Consider the following 18,108-nt stretch of genomic DNA (forward strand, 5'->3'; position numbering starts at 1 on the left):
TTAATAAGTATGTTATATCATTTATTTGAGTGGTTTAAGCAAAACGGTATCAATTTCCCCGGCCGGAACCTGATGGAGTTCATTACATTCCGGGTGATGATGGCGGTGCTGCTGGCGCTTACCATTACGCTGATATATGGTAAACGGCTGATCAATATCCTTCGTGCCAAACTGGTAGGCGAGTCGGTAAGGGATCTGGGCCTGGCGGGAGAACAGGCGAAGAAAGGGACCCCCACTATGGGTGGGATCATCATCATCCTGGGCATCCTGGTGCCTACATTGCTCTTTGCACGGCTGAATACGGTGTACATCCTGCTGATGCTGTTTGCCACTGTCTGGCTGGGCGCCATCGGTTTCCTGGATGATTATCTGAAATTGAGGGCCAAGCGCATTGCCCGCGAAAAAGGAGAAACCTACAAAAAGCAGGACAAGGACGGGCTGGCCGGATGGTTCAAGATCTTTGGCCAGGTGGTACTGGGCATTACCGTAGGCTCAGTGCTGTATTTTAACAGCAATGTAAAGATCTGGCGCGAATACATCGGTACGCCCAACACCGCGGAAACGGAAGTGATCACCAAAACGGTCAACAACCGCACCAAGCATTTTGTGGCCACGAAGGCCCCGATCACTACGATCCCGTTTGTAAAAAATCATGAATTTAATTATGCGCGGCTGCTGCCGAAGGCATTGGAACAATATACCTGGGTACTGTATATCCTCATTGTGGTCTTTATCATTACGGCAGTATCCAACGGGGCAAATATTACGGACGGGCTCGATGGGCTGGCAACCGGCACTTCGGCGCTGATCGGGGTCATGCTGGGGATTTTTGCCTATGCCAGCGGCAACTTCAATTTTGCGGATTATTTAAACATCATGTACATCCCCAATCTTGGAGAGCTGTCTATTTTTCTTGCGGCCATGATCGGCGCCTGCGTTGGATTTCTCTGGTATAATTCATACCCCGCGCAGGTCTTTATGGGCGACACGGGAAGTCTGACCCTGGGGGGCATCATTGCGTCGGTGGCTATTATCGTTCATAAAGAATTGCTGATCCCGATATTCTGCGGCGTATTCCTGGTGGAGGTGCTGAGCGTTTCACTGCAGGTGACGTATTTTAAATATACGAAACGGAAGTATGGAGAAGGGCGGCGCATCTTCCTGATGAGCCCGCTGCATCATCATTACCAGAAGCTGGGATATCATGAGGCAAAGATCGTAACAAGGTTCTGGATCGTGCAGATCCTGCTGGTAGTGGTGTGTATTGTAACCTTAAAGCTGCGATAGGAAATGGAAAAACGGCTGGTCATATTGGGTGGGGGTGAAAGCGGCGTGGGAGCTGCGCTGCTGGCAAAGCAGCAGGGCTACACGGTTTTCCTGTCAGACGGAGGTTCTTTGAAAGAAATATACCGCAGTGAGCTGCAGCAGGCGGGGATCGAATGGGAAGAGGGCGGGCATACCGAAGCCAGGGTGCTGGATGCCGGTGAAGTGGTAAAGAGCCCGGGCATCCCGGAGAAGAATGCGCTCGTAAAAAAAATAAGGGCAAAAGGGATTCCGGTGATCAGTGAAATAGAACTGGCCGGCAGGTTTGCAGGCAACAGCCGGATCATTGCCATTACGGGTAGCAACGGTAAAACCACCACCACCTCCCTGATCCATCATATCTGCAAGACCGGCGGGCTTGATGCGGCATTGGTGGGGAATATCGGTACCTCCTTTGCAAAGCAGGTGGCCCTGGATCCCAGGCCGGTGTACGTAGTGGAAGTGAGCAGCTTTCAGCTGGATGACATTGAAACGTTCCGGCCGTATATCGCGGTGCTCACCAATATTACCGAGGATCACCTGGATCGCTATGAATACAATTTTAATAACTATATAAAAAGCAAGTTTCGCATTATTGAGAATCAGCAGGCAACAGATTATTTTATATACAATACAGACGACCCCGTAACAAAGGAATCAATAGACAAATTCAATATTCAATCAATTCAACTACCGATTAGCATGGAAAGAGAAAATAACGCGGCTTTTATCAAGGATGGCGATATGTATGTAAGAACGGGTGAAGACTTCATGAACATGAGTATTTACGACTTTACACTAAAAGGTAAACATAACCAGTACAACACTATGGCAGCGTGTGTTACAGCAGCAACAATGGACATCCGGAAGGAAAAGATCCGCGAGGCGGTTCAGACGTTTCAGAACCTGGAGCATCGGATGGAGCATGTGGCCACCATCAGGGGTGTGGAGTTCATAAACGACAGCAAAGCCACCAATGTGAACTCCACCTGGTATGCGCTGGAAAGCATGGATAAACCCACTGTGCTGATCCTGGGCGGCGTAGACAAGGGGAATGACTATTCGCTGATGACGGATCTTGTGAAAGAAAAGGTAAAAGCCATCATTTGCCTGGGGACCGACAATACCAAGATCCATGAGGCGTTTAAAGAAAGCGTGGCGGTGATCATCGACACCGATAGCGCTGCAGCAGCCGTAGGTGCGGCTTTTGCCCATGCAGAAAAAGGAGATGTGGTATTGCTGAGCCCGGCCTGTGCCAGCTTTGACCTGTTTAAAAATTATGAAGACCGGGGTACGCAATTCAAGCGCGCGGTCATTGAGCTATAAAATCGTATTTGAAAATGGCAGCAACAGCAGAAATAGGATCCGAAGAAAAAGCAGCGAAGGTCAGCAGCTGGAAGGGAGGGCTGGATCAGCATGCCCGCGGCGACAAAGTGATCTGGGCACTCGTCGTGTTGCTCACGCTGGTTTCCCTGCTGGCTGTGTACAGCGCTACCGGTTCCCTGGCGTATAAAAAATACAAAGGCAATACTGAAGTGTATCTGTTTAAGCAGGTGGTCTTCATCCTGCTCGGTTTTGCCATTGTGTATTTTGCGCACCGTGTCAATTATACAATCTACTCAAAAGTAGCGCGCATCCTGTTTATACTGAGCATTCCCCTGCTGGCGTACACGTTGTTTTTTGGCGTAAAGATGAATGAGGGTAGCCGCTGGATACGGGTGCCGTTCATCAACATGACCATGCAGACCTCGGATCTGGCGAAGCTGGCGCTGTTTATGTACCTGGCCCGCCTGCTGAGCAGGAAGCAGCAGGTGATCAAGAGTTTTAAAAAAGGGTTCCTGCCGGTGATCATTCCCATCGGGATCACCTGTTTGTTGATCGCACCGGCCAATCTGTCTACCGCACTGCTGCTGGGTGCCAGCTGCATGATGCTGTTATTTATCGGGCGGGTAAGTGTGAAGCATTTACTGCTGGTGGCCGGCCTGGCGCTGGTGCCCATTATGATGCTGGTGATGGCCGCGGTTGTGCGCCACAATAGCGGAAAAGATGTGGATACCACCGAAACCACTCAGGCGGTAAAAAAGGCAACGGGAGGACTGACCACGCGGGTGGATACGTGGATCGGGCGTGTGGAGAATTTCATGTATGGAGGCAAAGAGGCGGATAATGATGAGATGTACCAGGTAAACCAGGCCAAGATCGCCATTGCAAAAGGCGGCTTTGTAGGAGTAGGGCCGGGTAACAGCACCACAAGGGATTATCTTCCACAGGCGTACAATGATTTCATCTTCGCCATTATCATCGAGGAATATGGTCTGATCGGCGGGGCATTTATCCTTTTCATCTATATCGTATTCCTGTACCGCTGCATCCGGGTCTTTAAAAGATGTCCGTTTGCATTTGGCGCATTCCTGGCCCTGGGGCTGAGCTTTACCCTGGCCATCCAGGCAGTGGCCAATATGGCTGTAACGGTAAATCTTTTTCCGGTGACCGGGGTTACCCTGCCGCTGGTGAGCATGGGAGGTTCCAGTTTTTTGTTCACCTGCCTGGCCATTGGCATCATCCTGAGTGTGTCCCGGAATGTGGAGAACCTGGAACGGCCGCAGCTGGCGGCGGAAGAAGTATCCGAAGAAGTGGTGGAGGTGGAAATTGCTGAAAAAACAAATGCATAAAAAAATCATCATAGCAGGCGGTGGAACGGGGGGACATATTTTCCCTGCCATAGCCATTGCCCATGCACTGCAGCGAAAAGATCCTTCCATACAGATCCTGTTTGTGGGTGCGAAGGGAAAGATGGAAATGGAGAAAGTGCCGCAGGCAGGATATGAGATAAAAGGATTGGATATTGCGGGCTTTAACCGCGGCTCTTTGATAAAGAATCTGGCACTGCCGTTTAAGCTCATAAAAAGCTTTTTCCAGGTGCGGAAGATCTTCGGCGCTTTTACACCGGATGCGGTAATTGGCGTAGGAGGCTATTCCACCTTCCCGGTATTAAAATATGCACAGTCCCGGGGGATCCCTACGTTTATCCATGAATCCAATTCGTTTGCCGGTAAAGCCAATATCCTGTTGGGTAGGAATGCTACAAAAGTATTTACGGCAACCGATGGTATGGAACGGTTCTTCCCGGCAGATAAGATCATGGTAACGGGCAACCCGGTAAGGCAGGCCATTGCGGCTATGAATACTACCCGTGCGGAAGCATTGCAGTATTTTTCATTGCCCCCGGAGAAGCTGACGGTGCTGATAGTGGGCGGAAGCCTGGGCGCCCGGTCAATCAATGAGGCCGTGATCGCACATGTGGGAGCCCTGTTAAAAGCCAACCTGCAGCTGATCTGGCAAACCGGTAAGACCCTGTCGAAGGAAGCGATGGAAATTGCAGTGGAGCACAAAGAGATCTGGGCCAACCCCTTCATAACGGAAATGCAGTACGCTTATGCAGCTGCGGACATCATCATGGCAAGGGCGGGTGCCATGACGGTAGCGGAAATTTGCGTAGCTCAAAAACCGGTCATCTTTGTACCGTACCCTTTTGCAACGGAAGATCATCAGACGGTGAACGCCCTGCAGCTGGTGAACAAAGGAGCAGCCTGGATGGTAAAAGACAATGAGGCAAAGGCTGCGGCGATCGCAAAGGTGATCGAACTGGCAGGCGACGGAGCAACGCGGAAACAGATGAACCAGGCCCTTTCGGCATTGTCGGTAACGGATGCGGATGAACGGGTGGCCAACGAAATTTTAAAAACCATATAACGTGCAGGAAAAAACAATAGGGGATCTGAAAAGGATCTACTTTATCGGGATCGGGGGAATTGGAATGAGTGCCCTCGCGCGTTATTTTTATTCGAGAGGGGTTGCGGTAAGCGGGTATGATAAAACAGAAACGGCGCTGACAAAAGCCCTGGTATCGGAAGGAATACCTGTTCATTATAAAGAGGATCCGGCACAGGTGCCTGAAGATGTGGACTGGGTGGTATTTACGCCGGCAATACCAGCGGACCACGCAGAGTTGAATGCGTATAAAGCGAAGGGATACCCGGTAATGAAACGAAGCGAGGTATTGCAGCGGATCACGGAAAGTTCTTTTAACATATGTGTGGCGGGCACCCATGGCAAAACGACCACTACCACCATGATCGCGCACCTGCTGCGCGACAGCGGGTATGGATGCAATGCCTTCCTGGGAGGGATCTCGGCAAACTATAATACCAACTTCTGGAGCAGCGATAAAGAGGTTTGCGTGATCGAGGCGGATGAATACGATCGCAGCTTTTTAAAACTGAGCCCGGATGTTGCGGTGGTCACAGCCATTGATCCGGATCACCTGGATATCTATGGGACCGCAGAAAATGTGCGGCAGGCATTTGCCGACTTTACCGGGCGCCTGAAAAGAGGAGGGCTGCTGATCCGGAAACTGGGCATCGGCCGCGAGCTGAAGGCAGAACGTATGTGGCAATACAGTTTGCAGAATGACCAGGCCAATATTTATGCCGCCAATATCCGGCTGAATGACGGTGGCTATACGTTTGACCTGGTGCTGCCGTCGTCCACCATGGAAGGCCTGCATCTGAATATGGGCGGGATGCACAACATTGAGAATATGGTAGCCGCCGTTGCGGTGGCAGGTTCTTTGAATATTGGCCCGGAAAAAATAAAAACAGCAGTTGCGTCATTTAAAGGGGTAAAGCGCCGGTTCGAGTACGTCATCAAACAAAAGGACCTGGTTTTTGTAGATGACTACGCGCACCATCCGGAAGAGCTGAAGGCGTTAATAAATAGTGTAAAAACCCTGTTTCCCCAAAAGAAATGTACGCTAATTTTCCAGCCACATTTGTACAGTCGTACAAAAGATTTTGCCCAGGATTTTGCTGCTGTTTTGAGCATGGTTAACAAGGCGGTTTTACTGCCCGTTTATCCTGCGCGGGAACAACCGATACCCGGAATTGAAAGCAATACCATTGCTGATTTGATGGACGGGGCGGATCCTGTATTGATGACAAAGGAAGCATTGTTGCAGTGGGTGGCAGATGATTTTTCAAAAAACCGGGAACGGGAGTTCGGAGAAGTGATCATTACCGCGGGTGCGGGGGATATTGATAAATTGGTTGAACCGATTAAAGAGCGTTTATTAAATACAAAGTGAACAGGAAAAGGGCTATAAAAAGAATGTTGCTGACACTCATGTGGCTGGGTGTGGGAGCCGGTATGTTTACACTGATCGCTGCTGCTATGCGGGCACAGGACGGCAGTACCTGTAAGGGATATGCGATCAGCATCCGGGGTGCGCAGGGAGGAAGCCTGTTTAGCTCCAAAGAGCAGATCGCAAAATTACTGAAGGAGGCGTCCGGCGGGGCAGTGAAGGGACAGCGCAAAATCGGATTCAATCTGCCGCGCATCGAAGACCTGTTGGAGCAGAGCTCCTGGGTGTACAACGCCGAGCTGTATTTTGATAATAAAGATATTCTTCGTGTAAACGTTACGGAGCGTAAGCCCCTGGCACGGATATTTACCGGCAACGGAAGCTCTTTTTATATTGATGAGGCCGGAAAGCAGATCCCGCTTTCGGATAAGATCTCGCTGGACGTGCCTGTGTTTACCGGCTATCCGAATCCGAAGATCATGAATGCGGTGGACAGTGCCCTGCTGGAACATATGATCGCAGCAGCCTCTTTCATCAGCAGTGATTCTTTTTGGGTTTCCCAGGTATCGCAGATCGACATTCATAAATGCGGAGCCGGGTGCTGGAATATGGAAATGATACCGGTAGTGGGCAACCACCGGGTAGACCTGGGCGACGGCAGCGATATCGCTTCTAAATTTCACCGCCTCTATCTGTTTTACGACCAGGTGCTGAAACGTACCGGCTTTGATAAGTACAAGCGGGTAGATGTGCAGTACAACGGCCAGGTGATCGGGATAAAAGGCGATTATTCAAAACTGGACTCGCTGCAGCTGCGCAAGAATATTGAAGAGCTGCTGCAGCAGTCGCGCAAGGCCAATGACCTGATCGAGGTGGCACAAGTGGTTCCGGGCCTGCAACTGCCTAAGGCGGATACGGCCATTGATATAAAACTTCCTTACGAAAGGCTGGAAGATGAGGAAGATATGGGCGCGCAGGACATGGAGGCAGCCGATGAAAAATCGCAGCTGGTGGCCGCAGCGGCTGCGAAGAAAGAGATAGCGCCGGCCAGCCGCAAAGCGGATGTAAAAAAAGAAGCGTCGAAGAATACGGTGCGGAAACCCACGGCGCCGGCAAAGCAGACCCAGAAAAAGGAAACCTCCGGGCGACCGGCAACAAAAACAACGGATCGCAAAAGGACGGCGGTAAAGGAAAAAACGACCGTAAAGAAACCGGCAGCGGCAAAGCGGAAAGAAACCGCTAAAAAAGTTGCAGCCAAAAGAACATCCACAAAAAAGAACAACTAAAAACGAAATATATGAATCCTGAACAACCCATTATCGTAGGACTGGACATTGGAACCACCAAGATTGCTGTTATTGCCGGGCGCAAAAACGAATTTGGAAAACTGGAGATCCTGGGCTTCGGCAAAGCAAACTCCAATGGAGTAAAGCACGGCCAGGTCCTGAATATCGATGAAACGATCAAAGCCATAAAGTTGGCACTGGAAAACTGTTTGTCGCTAAATCCGAACCTGAATATCGGGGAAGTATATGTGGGCATTGCAGGGCATCACATCAAAAGCCTGCAAACCCGCGGCGATATTGTTCGTGAAACTGAGGAAGAAGAGATCTCCCAGGCGGAGGTAGACCTGCTGATCAGCAAACAATATAAGACCTATATTCCGGCCGGGGATCAGATCATTGATGTCATTCCCCAGGAATATACCATCGATAACATGCCCAATATTGTACGCCCCATTGGTTACAGCGGCGTGAAGCTGGGAGCTAACTTCCACATCATTACCGGCGACAAGAACGCGATCCGGAACATCAACCGCAGCGTGGAAAAAGCCGGTTTATATACCAAGGACCTGGTATTACAGCCACTGGCATCTGCGGCAGCGGTAATGGGGCAGGAAGACCTGGAAGCGGGTGTGGCCATTGTGGATATTGGTGGTGGCACTACGGATCTTGCCGTATTTGCCGACGGCGTATTGCGCCATACCGCCGTGATCCCCTTTGCCGGTGAGAACATTACCAATGACATTAAAACCGGTCTGGGCGTATTAAAAAGCCAGGCAGAGCAAATGAAGACCCAGTTCGGAAGTGCCCTGGCCAATGAAGCCAAGGCCAATGCTTACATTACCATACCCGGGTTGCGGGGCATGCCGGCAAAAGAGATCAGCGTTAAGAACCTGGCCAACATCATCCAGGCCCGGATGAGCGAGATCCTCGATTTTGTGACCTATCATTTAAAACAGATCGGCATGGATAACCGTCAGCTGAACGGAGGTATCGTGCTTACGGGTGGTGGTTCCCAGCTGCGTCACCTGATCCAGCTGACCGAATATGTTACGGGATTGCCGGCACGGATCGGGTTGCCCAATGAGCATCTGGCTGCGGGCCATATCGAAGAACTGGCGAAACCCACTTATTCTACCTGTCTGGGACTGATCCTGAAAGGGTATGACGATTTTGAGAATAACCGGAAGGTGTTTGAAAAAAGCTTTATCAATATCCCGGTGCCCCAGGACCTGATCAAACAGGGTGCCGTGGCCGGTGCTTCCGAAGAGGTATTGATTGCGGAAGAAAATGTGGCTGCTGAAACGGTGGAAAAACGACAGCCGCTGAAGAACTTCTGGGACAAATTTAAAAATGGCATCATCGATATCTTCAAGGAAGAAGAGGATGGCCATTTATAAGAACAACAACGAACAACAACTATAATTAACCCATTTTACAAAACAGGTTTTCATGAAAGGGAAACCACAAATTTTTAAAAGATGATACATTTTGATTTACCTAAAGAACAGTCCTCGATCATCAAAGTGATCGGCGTGGGCGGTGGGGGCGGCAATGCCGTTAACCATATGTTCAGTCAAAACATCGACGGAGTGAACTTCATTATTTGTAATACAGATGCCCAGGCCCTTTCAAACAGCCAGATCCCGAACCGGATCCAGCTTGGCCCCCAGCTGACATCTGGTTTAGGTGCCGGAGCAAACCCCGAGATCGGCCGTCAGGCCACCGAGGAGTCTCTGGAAGAGATCAAACGTATCGTTGAAGTAAACACCAAAATGGCATTCATTACCGCCGGCATGGGTGGTGGAACCGGTACGGGTGGTGCTCCGATCATCGCAAAGATCTGCAAAGACCTGGGGGTGCTTACGGTGGGGATCGTTACCATGCCCTTTGCATACGAAGGAAAGAAACGTCATAAGCAGGCAGAGGAAGGCATCAAGATCCTGAAACAATATGTAGATACCCTGCTGGTGATCAGTAACGATAAGTTAAGGCACCAGTTTGGAAACCTGAAGATGCGCGAGGCATTTGAGAAAGCAGATAATGTGCTGGCGACCGCTGCAAAATGTATCACGGATGTGATCAACAGTACCGGCCAGATCAATGTGGATTTTGCGGATGTTTGCACCGTTATGAAAAATGGCGGGGTGGCGATCCTGGGCAGTGCTACGGCTTCAGGAGAAAACCGTGCACAACGGGCCATTGAGGAAGCATTGAGCTCGCCGTTGTTGAACGACAACGATATCCGGGGTGCTAAATGGATCCTGATCAACATCAATTCGGCCGAGGGTGATTCCGAATTTACGATGGATGAAGTAGAGGTGATCCAGGCGCACCTGTTAAGCCAGGCCGGGGAAAACACGGATGTGATCCTGGGGCTGGGATATGATAATTCACTGGGTGATGAGATCGGCATTACATTGATCGCGACCGGTTTTGAAAACAAAGATCCGTTTGTAAAACCGATATTGAAAAAAGAAGAACAGGATGAAGGGAAGATCGTAATGACCCTGACCCCGCAGGAAAACCCGGCTCCGAAGATCGAACCTAAGGTGGAAACGCCGGAAGTGATCGAGCACGAATTAAAGGAAGCAGAAAAGAGCCTGGGACTGCAGGTAGATCCCCTGATGCCGAAACTGATCGATGAGGCCCAGTATTTTGATGCGCCCATGCCAACACTGGAGGATATGGACGATACGGGCTTTGGAAAGGAAACGGCTGATGTGCATTACACATTATCTGCAGCAGACAATGAAAAAATAGGCGTACCGGCAGAACCGGAAGCAGCTAAAGAAGAGACGATCGTGGAAATTGTGGCAGCCGAAGAGGAGGCATTTTATTCTCCCGCGTTGCCCAGTGAGCACCGGGTTATGGAAGAGCCGGCGGCGAACGTTCCGGAACCGGAGCAGGATCTTTCTGCAGGCGTGGGCGTACGCAGCTATCTGGCTAAGCCTTCCAACATCTACGCGGAGCCAAAAAGAGAAGATGCAGTGGCAAAAACCCCGGTACCCGACCCGGTGGCCGACGAAAAAATGGAACTGGTAGAAAGAGCGGAACTGCCGAAAGAGGAAATAAAAGTTCCTCAGGACCGCACGGAAAAAGAAGCGCCGGTACAATTACAGCTCAGCCAGGAAGAAGAAATGCAGCTGCAGAAGCGCAAGCAGGTAGAGCGGCTTCAAAAGCTGCGCAATCTTTCCTTCAACGTCAATGTGAGCGATCCCAACAGCGAATATGAGACCGTGCCGGCGTATATCCGCCGCAATATGGAACTGCAGGACAATTCCAATCATATCGAAAGTTATTATAGCAAGTTTGAAATCAGCTCCGATGATAAAAATCAGGGTCAGATCAATACCATTAATACCTTCCTGGATGGTAAAAAACCAGACTGATTCCTGTGAAAATTCGATTTCCGCCATCAGGCGGGATGCGGAGTTTGGGTGTATAGTTTATAGTTGTGGCCCCGGTAGTTATCTATCGGGGCTTATTTATGCAACGGGCCGGTTGGTTTTGCGTGGACTGGCATTGAGGGCGGGCGTTTTTGCTGCAGACCTTCCGGATGATTCTTTATAATGGACCGGTATTTAGTTTATTAAAATGTGCAATATCTTAAATGGCTTGTAGAGATACGGCTATGGTTCACACCACGGCAGTGTTGTCATCATAGCCGTCAGCTTAAGCGAAAAGCGGGCCTACGGCACTGATCTCCTTCTTTCCGGGTCTCCTGAAAGGGACCTGAAAAGATGGGGAACACCTTCGGTTACAGACCTTCCCTGTTTTTTACTTCCCGGGCAACAAAGTCTTCAATTTCTTCAAACAGCGTCCGGTTACGCGGCAGGTTTTTGGTCGCTTCTTCAAACTTATCCGTCAGCTCCTTTGCCAGCTGGTAAAGCCCTTCTGAGGCGCTCCGGTTCAGCATTTCACTAAAACTCTTTTGCTGGCCCGGCTCTTCAATATCCCGTAAATAGCAAAGGGCTTCTACCACCTCGAAGTGGGTTTTCTGCCAGGAATCGAAACCATTGGGAAATATCGTTGCAGACATATAACAAACATTAAAATGAAACAAATCGGATCTTATGACAATATAATAAAAATAATGTATTTGGCCAAAGTATGGTTTCGTTGTGTGAAATAGCCACAGGAGGCACTGAAACACTGGAGATTATCCATATTGCCGAACTCGCCGGCAGTGGCAAATGCCGTACCCGCTGCTCTTTGAGTCGCTGCGTGAAACGCCGCCTTGCTCAGATCAGAAATCCTTCGATCCTTTCGAATCCTTTGGCAGGGGACAATCCTTCCCAAAGAATGTCATAAATGGTGTGGGCGATCGGCATTTCAGCTTTTAAGGACCGGTTCGTATTGTAGATGCATCTGGCTGCATTGTAGCCTTCAGCAACCATGCGCAACTCCAGCTGAGCAGCCTGCACGCTGTACCCTTTGCCGATCATATTGCCAAAAGTACGATTCCGGCTATGCAGTGAGTAACAGGTCACCAGGAGGTCACCCAGGTAAACAGACGCAGAATAATTTGCATATTTTTTCCCGGGATCATCCATATCGGTATGCTCGCCTACTACAATGTGCTCAGCTCCGAATTTCCGCAGAAAGCCCGCCATTTCATCCGCACTGTTGGCAATGTACACACTTTGAAAATTGTCGCCGTAATCCAGACCATGTGCGATCCCCGCCCCCAGGGCATAGATGTTCTTTAATACCGCTGCATACTGCACCCCCAGGATATCGGTATTGACTACGGTATTGATGAATGGTGATTGAAAATAACCGGCTATTTGAGCGGCGGCAGGTTCATCCACACCCGAAAAGGTAAGGTAGGAAAGCTTTTCGGCAGCTACCTCCTCCGCGTGGCAGGGGCCCAGCACAGCAAAATAGTTTTTGAGGGAAAGATCGTAGTGGTGCTCCAGGTATTCGTTCAGCAAAATATTTGCCTCCGGAAGGATGCCCTTAATGGCGGAAAGGACTTTCTTGCTTTTAAAATCGGCGGCGGACAGGTCTTTCAGACTCTCAGCTACATATGCTGAGGGCATCGCAAGGATGAGCACATCCGACCGGTCGGTGACCATTTTCAGATCGGTGGTAACGTGCAATAATTTCGTATTGAGCACGGCGCCGGTCAGGTGTTTGGGATTGTGGTGCCGTTGTTTGATGAATCCAATGGTTGTTTCGCTGCGCAGGCACCAGTTTACTTTATGCCCGTTATCGGTTAATATTTTCACCAGTGCTGTTGCCCAGCTGCCGCTTCCCGCTACACCAAATTTGATTGCCAATAGAAATGATATTTAGTAAGCAAAGGTACTGAATGTAAAAGAAATCAAGCGGAGCCCACAAATACGCGAAGGCTCAGGTAGCACGCTGAGTTTCTTTGATATTTTGTTTTTTACTGCAAGGTTCTCAAGGTTTTTCAGGTTGTGCTTTTTGTTCCTGGCGTTTTCCCCACGCTCCCGGCGATCGAATTTTTTACCGCAAGGGGTAAAGAGATCGGCGCAAGACTCGTAACGGTTCGTCCGGCTTATTTTCCTGCGCCTGCTGCTCCTTGGCATCGCTGCGTGTAATCATTGTATAAAAGCCCGGTTCCTACTCGCGGTGATCATAAAAACAATCTGCCTGCTGGGTACAGGTGATCACGAGGTCGTTGATGCAAACGTGTTCCGGGAGCGTGGTGCAATAAAAAATGGTTTCGGCCACATCCGCTGCTACCAGTGGTATCAGGCCGTCGTACACTTTTTCTGCAGCGATGCGGTCGCCTTTGAAACGCACGGTGGAAAATTCTGTATCGGCTGCGCCGGGGTGGATGGCGGTGACCTTTATATGATAGGGCAGCAGATCAATACGCATGGCCTGTGAAAGCGCTTCTACCGCATGTTTGGTAGCGCAATACATATTGCCCTGCGCATATACCTGCTTGGCGGCCACGGAGCCCAGGTTGATGATATGTCCCCGTTTATGCGGGATCATACGTTTGGCAACCGCCTGGGCTACATAGGCAAAACCTTTGAGATTGGTATCCACCATCGTGTCCCAGTCATCCAGGCTGGCCTGGTCGAAACGATCCTTCCCAACCGCAAGGCCGGCATTGTTCACCAGCACGTCGATCTGTTTCCAGGGTTCCTCCAGACTGCCGATCATCTTCAGCACCTGTTCCCGGTTTCGCACGTCAAATGCCAGTGGCAATACGGCAACGGAGAAGGTTCGTGTTAGTTCTGCTGCAAGCTGCTCCAGCCGGTCTCTTCTTCTTCCGGTGATGATGACATTATAGCTGTTTGCTGCAAACTTTCTGGCACAGGCTTCACCAAACCCTGCGGTTGCCCCTGTTATAAAAACGGTTTTATTCATATTCTTTGGTTTGTCCGGCGCAGGAATAAAAAACATCACCGAATGGCAGTATGCACCATTGCTCATTCACCATTTACTATTGCCCGCTCGTCTATTTCAGCTCCATTAAAAATTCTTCGATGGCTGCAGTCGCTTTTCCGGCTTCTTCCAGCATACCCATATGACCCGACCGGTGCAGGACGTGGATGTAAGAGATCCGGGGCATGGAAGCCTGTTTTAAAATGTCTTCAAATGAAATAACGGTATCTTTTTCGCCGATGATGAACAATACAGGCAATTCCGTTTTTGAGAACTGGTCGATGCGCTCTGGTCTTGCGATCATGGCTTCGTAGTAGCTTTTCAATGCAGATTTTGAAAAACGGGGAAGGCCTGCGATGAAGGAATCAATAAGTCGGGGATTGGTTTCCCGGGTAATATCCGAAAACAGGTTGGGTACCGTTGTGCTCAGAAATTCATGGGCGCCGTTCTTTTCAATAAAGGCAATGCCCTTGCGCCGGTTTTCTTTTTTTTCTTCCGAATCAGCTGCGGCAGTTGAATGAAACAATCCAAAACCATCCAGCGAATGCGGGTATTTTTCTGCAAATGCCAATGTTGCATAGCCGCCCATACTATGGCCGATCAGGACCACAGATTCCAGTTCCTCCGCATCCATGATCAATTTGACCATGTCTGCGATGGCCTCCATGCTGACATCACCGGTCAGTTCAGATTGCCCGCTTCCGGGGATATCCGGAACGATCACCTGGTAATTGTGCCGCAGGTATTCGACCTGGTTCTCCCATACGGAACCATCCTCGCCAAAGCCGTGGAGCAGCACTACCGGGCGTCCCACACCGTCGATGGTATAGTGGATAATGCTGTTATTGATGTTGATTGTTTTTGTTCCCATCAGGAAGGTTTTATAATTGACTGTTTTTTTGCGTGATCAATTGATAAAAAAAGGTCAGCAAAAGTACCAGGGCGGTTATCGCTGCAGCCCGGTAAAGCCAGTCGCCAAACCGGGTGTAAAAGGTCTCCGATACAAAAGCAGCAATGGGTTGCTTTATTGTGCCCTGCTTGTTCCAGGGTAGCTGCTGCACAATGTTGCCGTACGGATCAATAAAACAGCTGATTCCGGTATTGGCGCTGCGCGCCACCCATTTCCGGCTTTCGATGGCGCGGAGGCGCGCATACTGCATATGCTGCCGGTAGCCCTGTGTATCGCCCCACCAGCCGTCGTTGGTAATGATGCAGATAAGATTGGCGTCCTTCCGGTTAAACCGGGAAAGATAATCACCGTAAATACTTTCATAGCAAACGGCCGGTGTGATGTTAAACGTATGATTCGTTGTTTGCAACACCCGTTCCGTTGTATCACGGGCATAGCCGCCCATGGTGCCCCCGAATTTTTCGAATACCGGACCCAGGAAACTCAGAAATGCCGGTAATACTTCCGGACCCGGTACAAGCTTTGATTTATGATAGATCTGTACCGATGCACTATCGAAAAGAGCAGCGCTGTTGTACCCTTCCACAAAACTGCCATCCTGCAGCTTTTGCGCATACCGGCTTACCCGCGTTGCAAACAGCCGGCGCCCTTCCAGGCCCGTCAGCAAATTCATATGGGGGTTGTTTCTTAAAAAGGCCCAAAGGGGCATCAGGAACCGGTTCTCTTTTAGCTGGTCTTCCAGTACGGCGTATGGAACCGCGGTTTCGGGCCATATCACCAATGCTGTTTGGGCGTCTATCTGCCTCTGCGATAAAGCAATTAATTCCTGGAGCTGCATTTCCTCTTTTCCGGCAGCAAACTTGGTATCCCAGGGATCATAATTGGGTTGCACTACCACCACATTGTATTTATTGTGCTCGAGTGTCAGATTTTGTCTTGTGAACAGGGAAAAGACGATCGGCACCATCAGAACAAGGATCCAGGCTGCTGCCTGTTTAAAATAAGCCGGGCTGCGGCCTTCCTCCCGGTAGCGCAGCAATACATTGTGTACAAGAATATTGCTGAGCAGCACCCAGAGGCTGCCTCCTGCAACACCGGTATATTCGTACCACTGCACCCAATTGGGATGCCCCGCAAAGACGTTGCCCAGCGTGAGCCAGGGCCAGCTCAGATCCCAGTTCAGGTGGATCCATTCAAAGGTCATCCAGTAGGCTGCCAGGGCCAGGCCGGAAACGAGGCGGTTAAACCGCAACCGGGTAAAAAAGTAAGCCAACCAGGGAATGCACATGATCAGGCTGTTGGCCAGGAAAGCACCGATGCCGCCGGGAACGCTGGCCCTGGCCACCCACCAGGTGGTGAGCACATTCCACAGGAGAAGGGTGATGTAGGAAAGGCCGAAGAATTTTTTCCATGAATGCGTTTTTTCTGCGAGCCGCAGCAGGGGTACCCAGGCCACAAACACCAGCAGCGTAAGGGGAGAAGAGGGCCAGGCTACCCACAATAAAATACCACCCAGCAAGGCCATCCATAAACCGGAATTTCTCTTTACATTCATGTACCTGTACTTAGAACCCAAATGTAACACGCTTTTGGCAATTAGCCATCAGTTAGTAGTGATCAGCGATCAGATTTGAGAATCGAGATCTGAGGCATCGCATCGGGTATAGACCGGATTTAAACCTGGAACGTGAAACAGACACAGAAGCTCTCAGCGGTCAGCGATCAGAATCGGACAGCACGGCTGAAATCTCGATTCTCGCCCCTGGACTTAAAAAACAAACTGCAGCTTCCGTTCCGGGTAGGTGAGCTTACTGCTCTTGCGCGTGCCGTTCACAATAAAATGCACGATGTTCATCTGATCTTCAAAGAGCTCATACAGGATGGTGTTTTCAACGGTGATATTGCGGGGATTGAACGAAGCCGCATCTGCCGTTGTATACACATAAACGGCTTCATGATCTATTTCCCATCCGAAAAACTTCAGTCGCCGTATCTGCCCGTTGCTCCGGATGCTTAAATGGGTGGTGATGTACCGGGTAACCAGCTCGTTCATCTGGGGCTTAAGGGCCTTATCACTGAAGTCCGCCCTGGTTTTATATGCCCGGGTAAGAACGGACTCAAAATCGTCGGTAAAGATCCTGGTGCTGATCTCCAGGCGTTTTGTTTTGCCGTTGTACTCGATTTCCGAGGCACTTACATGAAAAGGATGCCATACCGGCCGCGAAAAGCCGGTCAGCAACAGGAATACCAGCAAAGCCGGCGCCCAATTCTTTTTATAGCTGCTCCACCCCATCAATACAAATAAAGATATATTATATGAAGATGGTAAATTATATTTGATGGTTGGCATCATAAAAGGAGCATGTAATATTTTTTATTGACCACAGAGATCCGCAAAAGCAGGAAGATGATATCATGACACGGCAAAGATCCTGACAGGCGTTTTTCTCTGTGGTAAAAGAAGCGCACGCTGCAAAAAATAGTATGTGCGCCGTAAAATTTTTGGAAACCTTATGAACAGCTTTTGGTTTTATTTTGTAGAGGGGTGGCGGCATATCATCAGCCCGGATGCGCTGGATCACCAGCTGTTCATCCTGGCGCTGGCAATTATCTATACATTCAGGGAATGGAAACAGGTGCTGGTACTGGTAACGGCCTTTACCATCGGGCACTCGCTGACACTGGGGCTCAGCGTTTTTGACCTGATCCGGGTGCCTTCTTCCTGGGTCGAGTTCCTGATACCGCTCACGATCGTTTGCACCGCCCTGTGGAATGTTTTGCGGCGGCACCGGCCGGAATCCCGGCAGATCCATACCAATTATTTCCTGGCCCTGTTTTTCGGGCTGATCCACGGTCTGGGCTTTGCCAATACCATCAGGATAATGCTGGCAGGCGATGAATCGATCGGAACAGGGCTCCTGGGCTTTAACCTGGGCCTCGAGGCCGGGCAGGTGATCGTGGTGCTGGCGATCCTGCTGATAACAAAGCTGATGGTGGGGCGTATAAGAATTCCCCAAAGAATCTATATTTTCGTGGTATCTGCTGTGGTGTTCCTGCTTTCATTAAAAATGGCACTGGAGCGGATCCCTTCATTATCATAAAGA

15 protein-coding genes are annotated in these 18,108 nt (G+C 50.0%); 9 read left to right on the forward strand and 6 right to left on the reverse strand.

Annotated features, from left to right (window positions below):
* The first annotated feature begins 9 nt into the window (after positions 1–9).
* From mraY to ftsZ, 8 genes are all read left to right on the forward strand, one after another.
* On the forward strand, positions 10–1,287 hold the full coding sequence (mraY, locus tag B160_RS0111190) for a phospho-N-acetylmuramoyl-pentapeptide-transferase (protein WP_018628005.1): 1,278 nt from the start codon (positions 10–12) through the stop codon (positions 1,285–1,287).
* 3 nt (positions 1,288–1,290) lie between these two features.
* A complete protein-coding gene (gene murD, locus B160_RS0111195; RefSeq protein WP_018628006.1) occupies positions 1,291–2,628 on the forward strand; it encodes a UDP-N-acetylmuramoyl-L-alanine--D-glutamate ligase in 1,338 nt (445 codons plus the stop codon).
* A gap of 14 nt (positions 2,629–2,642) precedes the next feature.
* On the forward strand, positions 2,643–3,974 hold the full coding sequence (locus B160_RS0111200) for an FtsW/RodA/SpoVE family cell cycle protein (protein ID WP_018628007.1): 1,332 nt from the start codon (positions 2,643–2,645) through the stop codon (positions 3,972–3,974).
* Positions 3,967–5,055, forward strand: coding sequence for an undecaprenyldiphospho-muramoylpentapeptide beta-N-acetylglucosaminyltransferase (gene murG, locus B160_RS0111205; RefSeq protein ID WP_018628008.1), 1,089 nt, complete (start codon positions 3,967–3,969; stop codon positions 5,053–5,055). The genes B160_RS0111200 and murG overlap by 8 nt, the downstream gene beginning before the upstream one ends.
* A 1-nt stretch (position 5,056) precedes the next feature.
* On the forward strand, positions 5,057–6,445 hold the full coding sequence (gene murC, locus B160_RS0111210) for a UDP-N-acetylmuramate--L-alanine ligase (RefSeq protein ID WP_018628009.1): 1,389 nt from the start codon (positions 5,057–5,059) through the stop codon (positions 6,443–6,445).
* Entirely contained in the window at positions 6,442–7,728 is a 1,287-nt protein-coding gene (locus B160_RS0111215) for a cell division protein FtsQ/DivIB (protein ID WP_245562193.1), read from the forward strand. Before murC ends, B160_RS0111215 begins: the two co-directional genes overlap by 4 nt.
* An 11-nt stretch (positions 7,729–7,739) precedes the next feature.
* Positions 7,740–9,125: a cell division protein FtsA gene (gene ftsA / locus B160_RS0111220; protein WP_018628011.1), complete on the forward strand. Its 1,386-nt coding sequence runs from the start codon at positions 7,740–7,742 to the stop codon at positions 9,123–9,125.
* Positions 9,126–9,206: 81 nt separating this feature from the next.
* A complete protein-coding gene (gene ftsZ / locus B160_RS0111225) occupies positions 9,207–11,117 on the forward strand; it encodes a cell division protein FtsZ (RefSeq protein ID WP_018628012.1) in 1,911 nt (636 codons plus the stop codon).
* 368 nt (positions 11,118–11,485) lie between these two features.
* Here the strand turns inward: ftsZ and B160_RS0111230 are convergent, their stop codons facing one another.
* The 6 genes from B160_RS0111230 to B160_RS0111260 form a co-directional block, all read right to left on the reverse strand.
* Positions 11,486–11,767 carry a hypothetical protein gene (locus B160_RS0111230; protein ID WP_018628013.1) on the reverse strand — a complete coding sequence of 94 codons (282 nt, stop codon included), beginning with the start codon at positions 11,765–11,767 and terminating at the stop codon, positions 11,486–11,488.
* Between the two features lie 202 nt (positions 11,768–11,969).
* Positions 11,970–13,010: an NAD(P)H-dependent glycerol-3-phosphate dehydrogenase gene (locus B160_RS0111235; protein ID WP_018628014.1), complete on the reverse strand. Its 1,041-nt coding sequence runs from the start codon at positions 13,008–13,010 to the stop codon at positions 11,970–11,972.
* A 307-nt stretch (positions 13,011–13,317) separates the two neighbouring features.
* Positions 13,318–14,076, reverse strand: coding sequence for an SDR family NAD(P)-dependent oxidoreductase (locus tag B160_RS0111245; protein WP_026309702.1), 759 nt, complete (start codon positions 14,074–14,076; stop codon positions 13,318–13,320).
* Positions 14,077–14,167: 91 nt separating this feature from the next.
* Positions 14,168–14,965: an alpha/beta fold hydrolase gene (locus B160_RS0111250; protein WP_018628016.1), complete on the reverse strand. Its 798-nt coding sequence runs from the start codon at positions 14,963–14,965 to the stop codon at positions 14,168–14,170.
* Between the two features lie 10 nt (positions 14,966–14,975).
* On the reverse strand, positions 14,976–16,559 hold the full coding sequence (lnt, locus tag B160_RS0111255) for an apolipoprotein N-acyltransferase (RefSeq protein WP_018628017.1): 1,584 nt from the start codon (positions 16,557–16,559) through the stop codon (positions 14,976–14,978).
* Positions 16,560–16,772: 213 nt separating this feature from the next.
* A complete protein-coding gene (locus B160_RS0111260) occupies positions 16,773–17,357 on the reverse strand; it encodes a DUF6702 family protein (RefSeq protein ID WP_018628018.1) in 585 nt (194 codons plus the stop codon).
* 160 nt (positions 17,358–17,517) lie between these two features.
* Between B160_RS0111260 and B160_RS0111265 the strand changes: the two genes are divergently transcribed.
* On the forward strand, positions 17,518–18,105 hold the full coding sequence (locus tag B160_RS0111265) for a HupE/UreJ family protein (RefSeq protein WP_018628019.1): 588 nt from the start codon (positions 17,518–17,520) through the stop codon (positions 18,103–18,105).
* Positions 18,106–18,108 lie beyond the last annotated feature (3 nt).

The organism is Niabella aurantiaca DSM 17617, from assembly GCF_000374125.1.
Classification (GTDB): Bacteria; Bacteroidota; Bacteroidia; order Chitinophagales; family Chitinophagaceae; genus Niabella; species Niabella aurantiaca.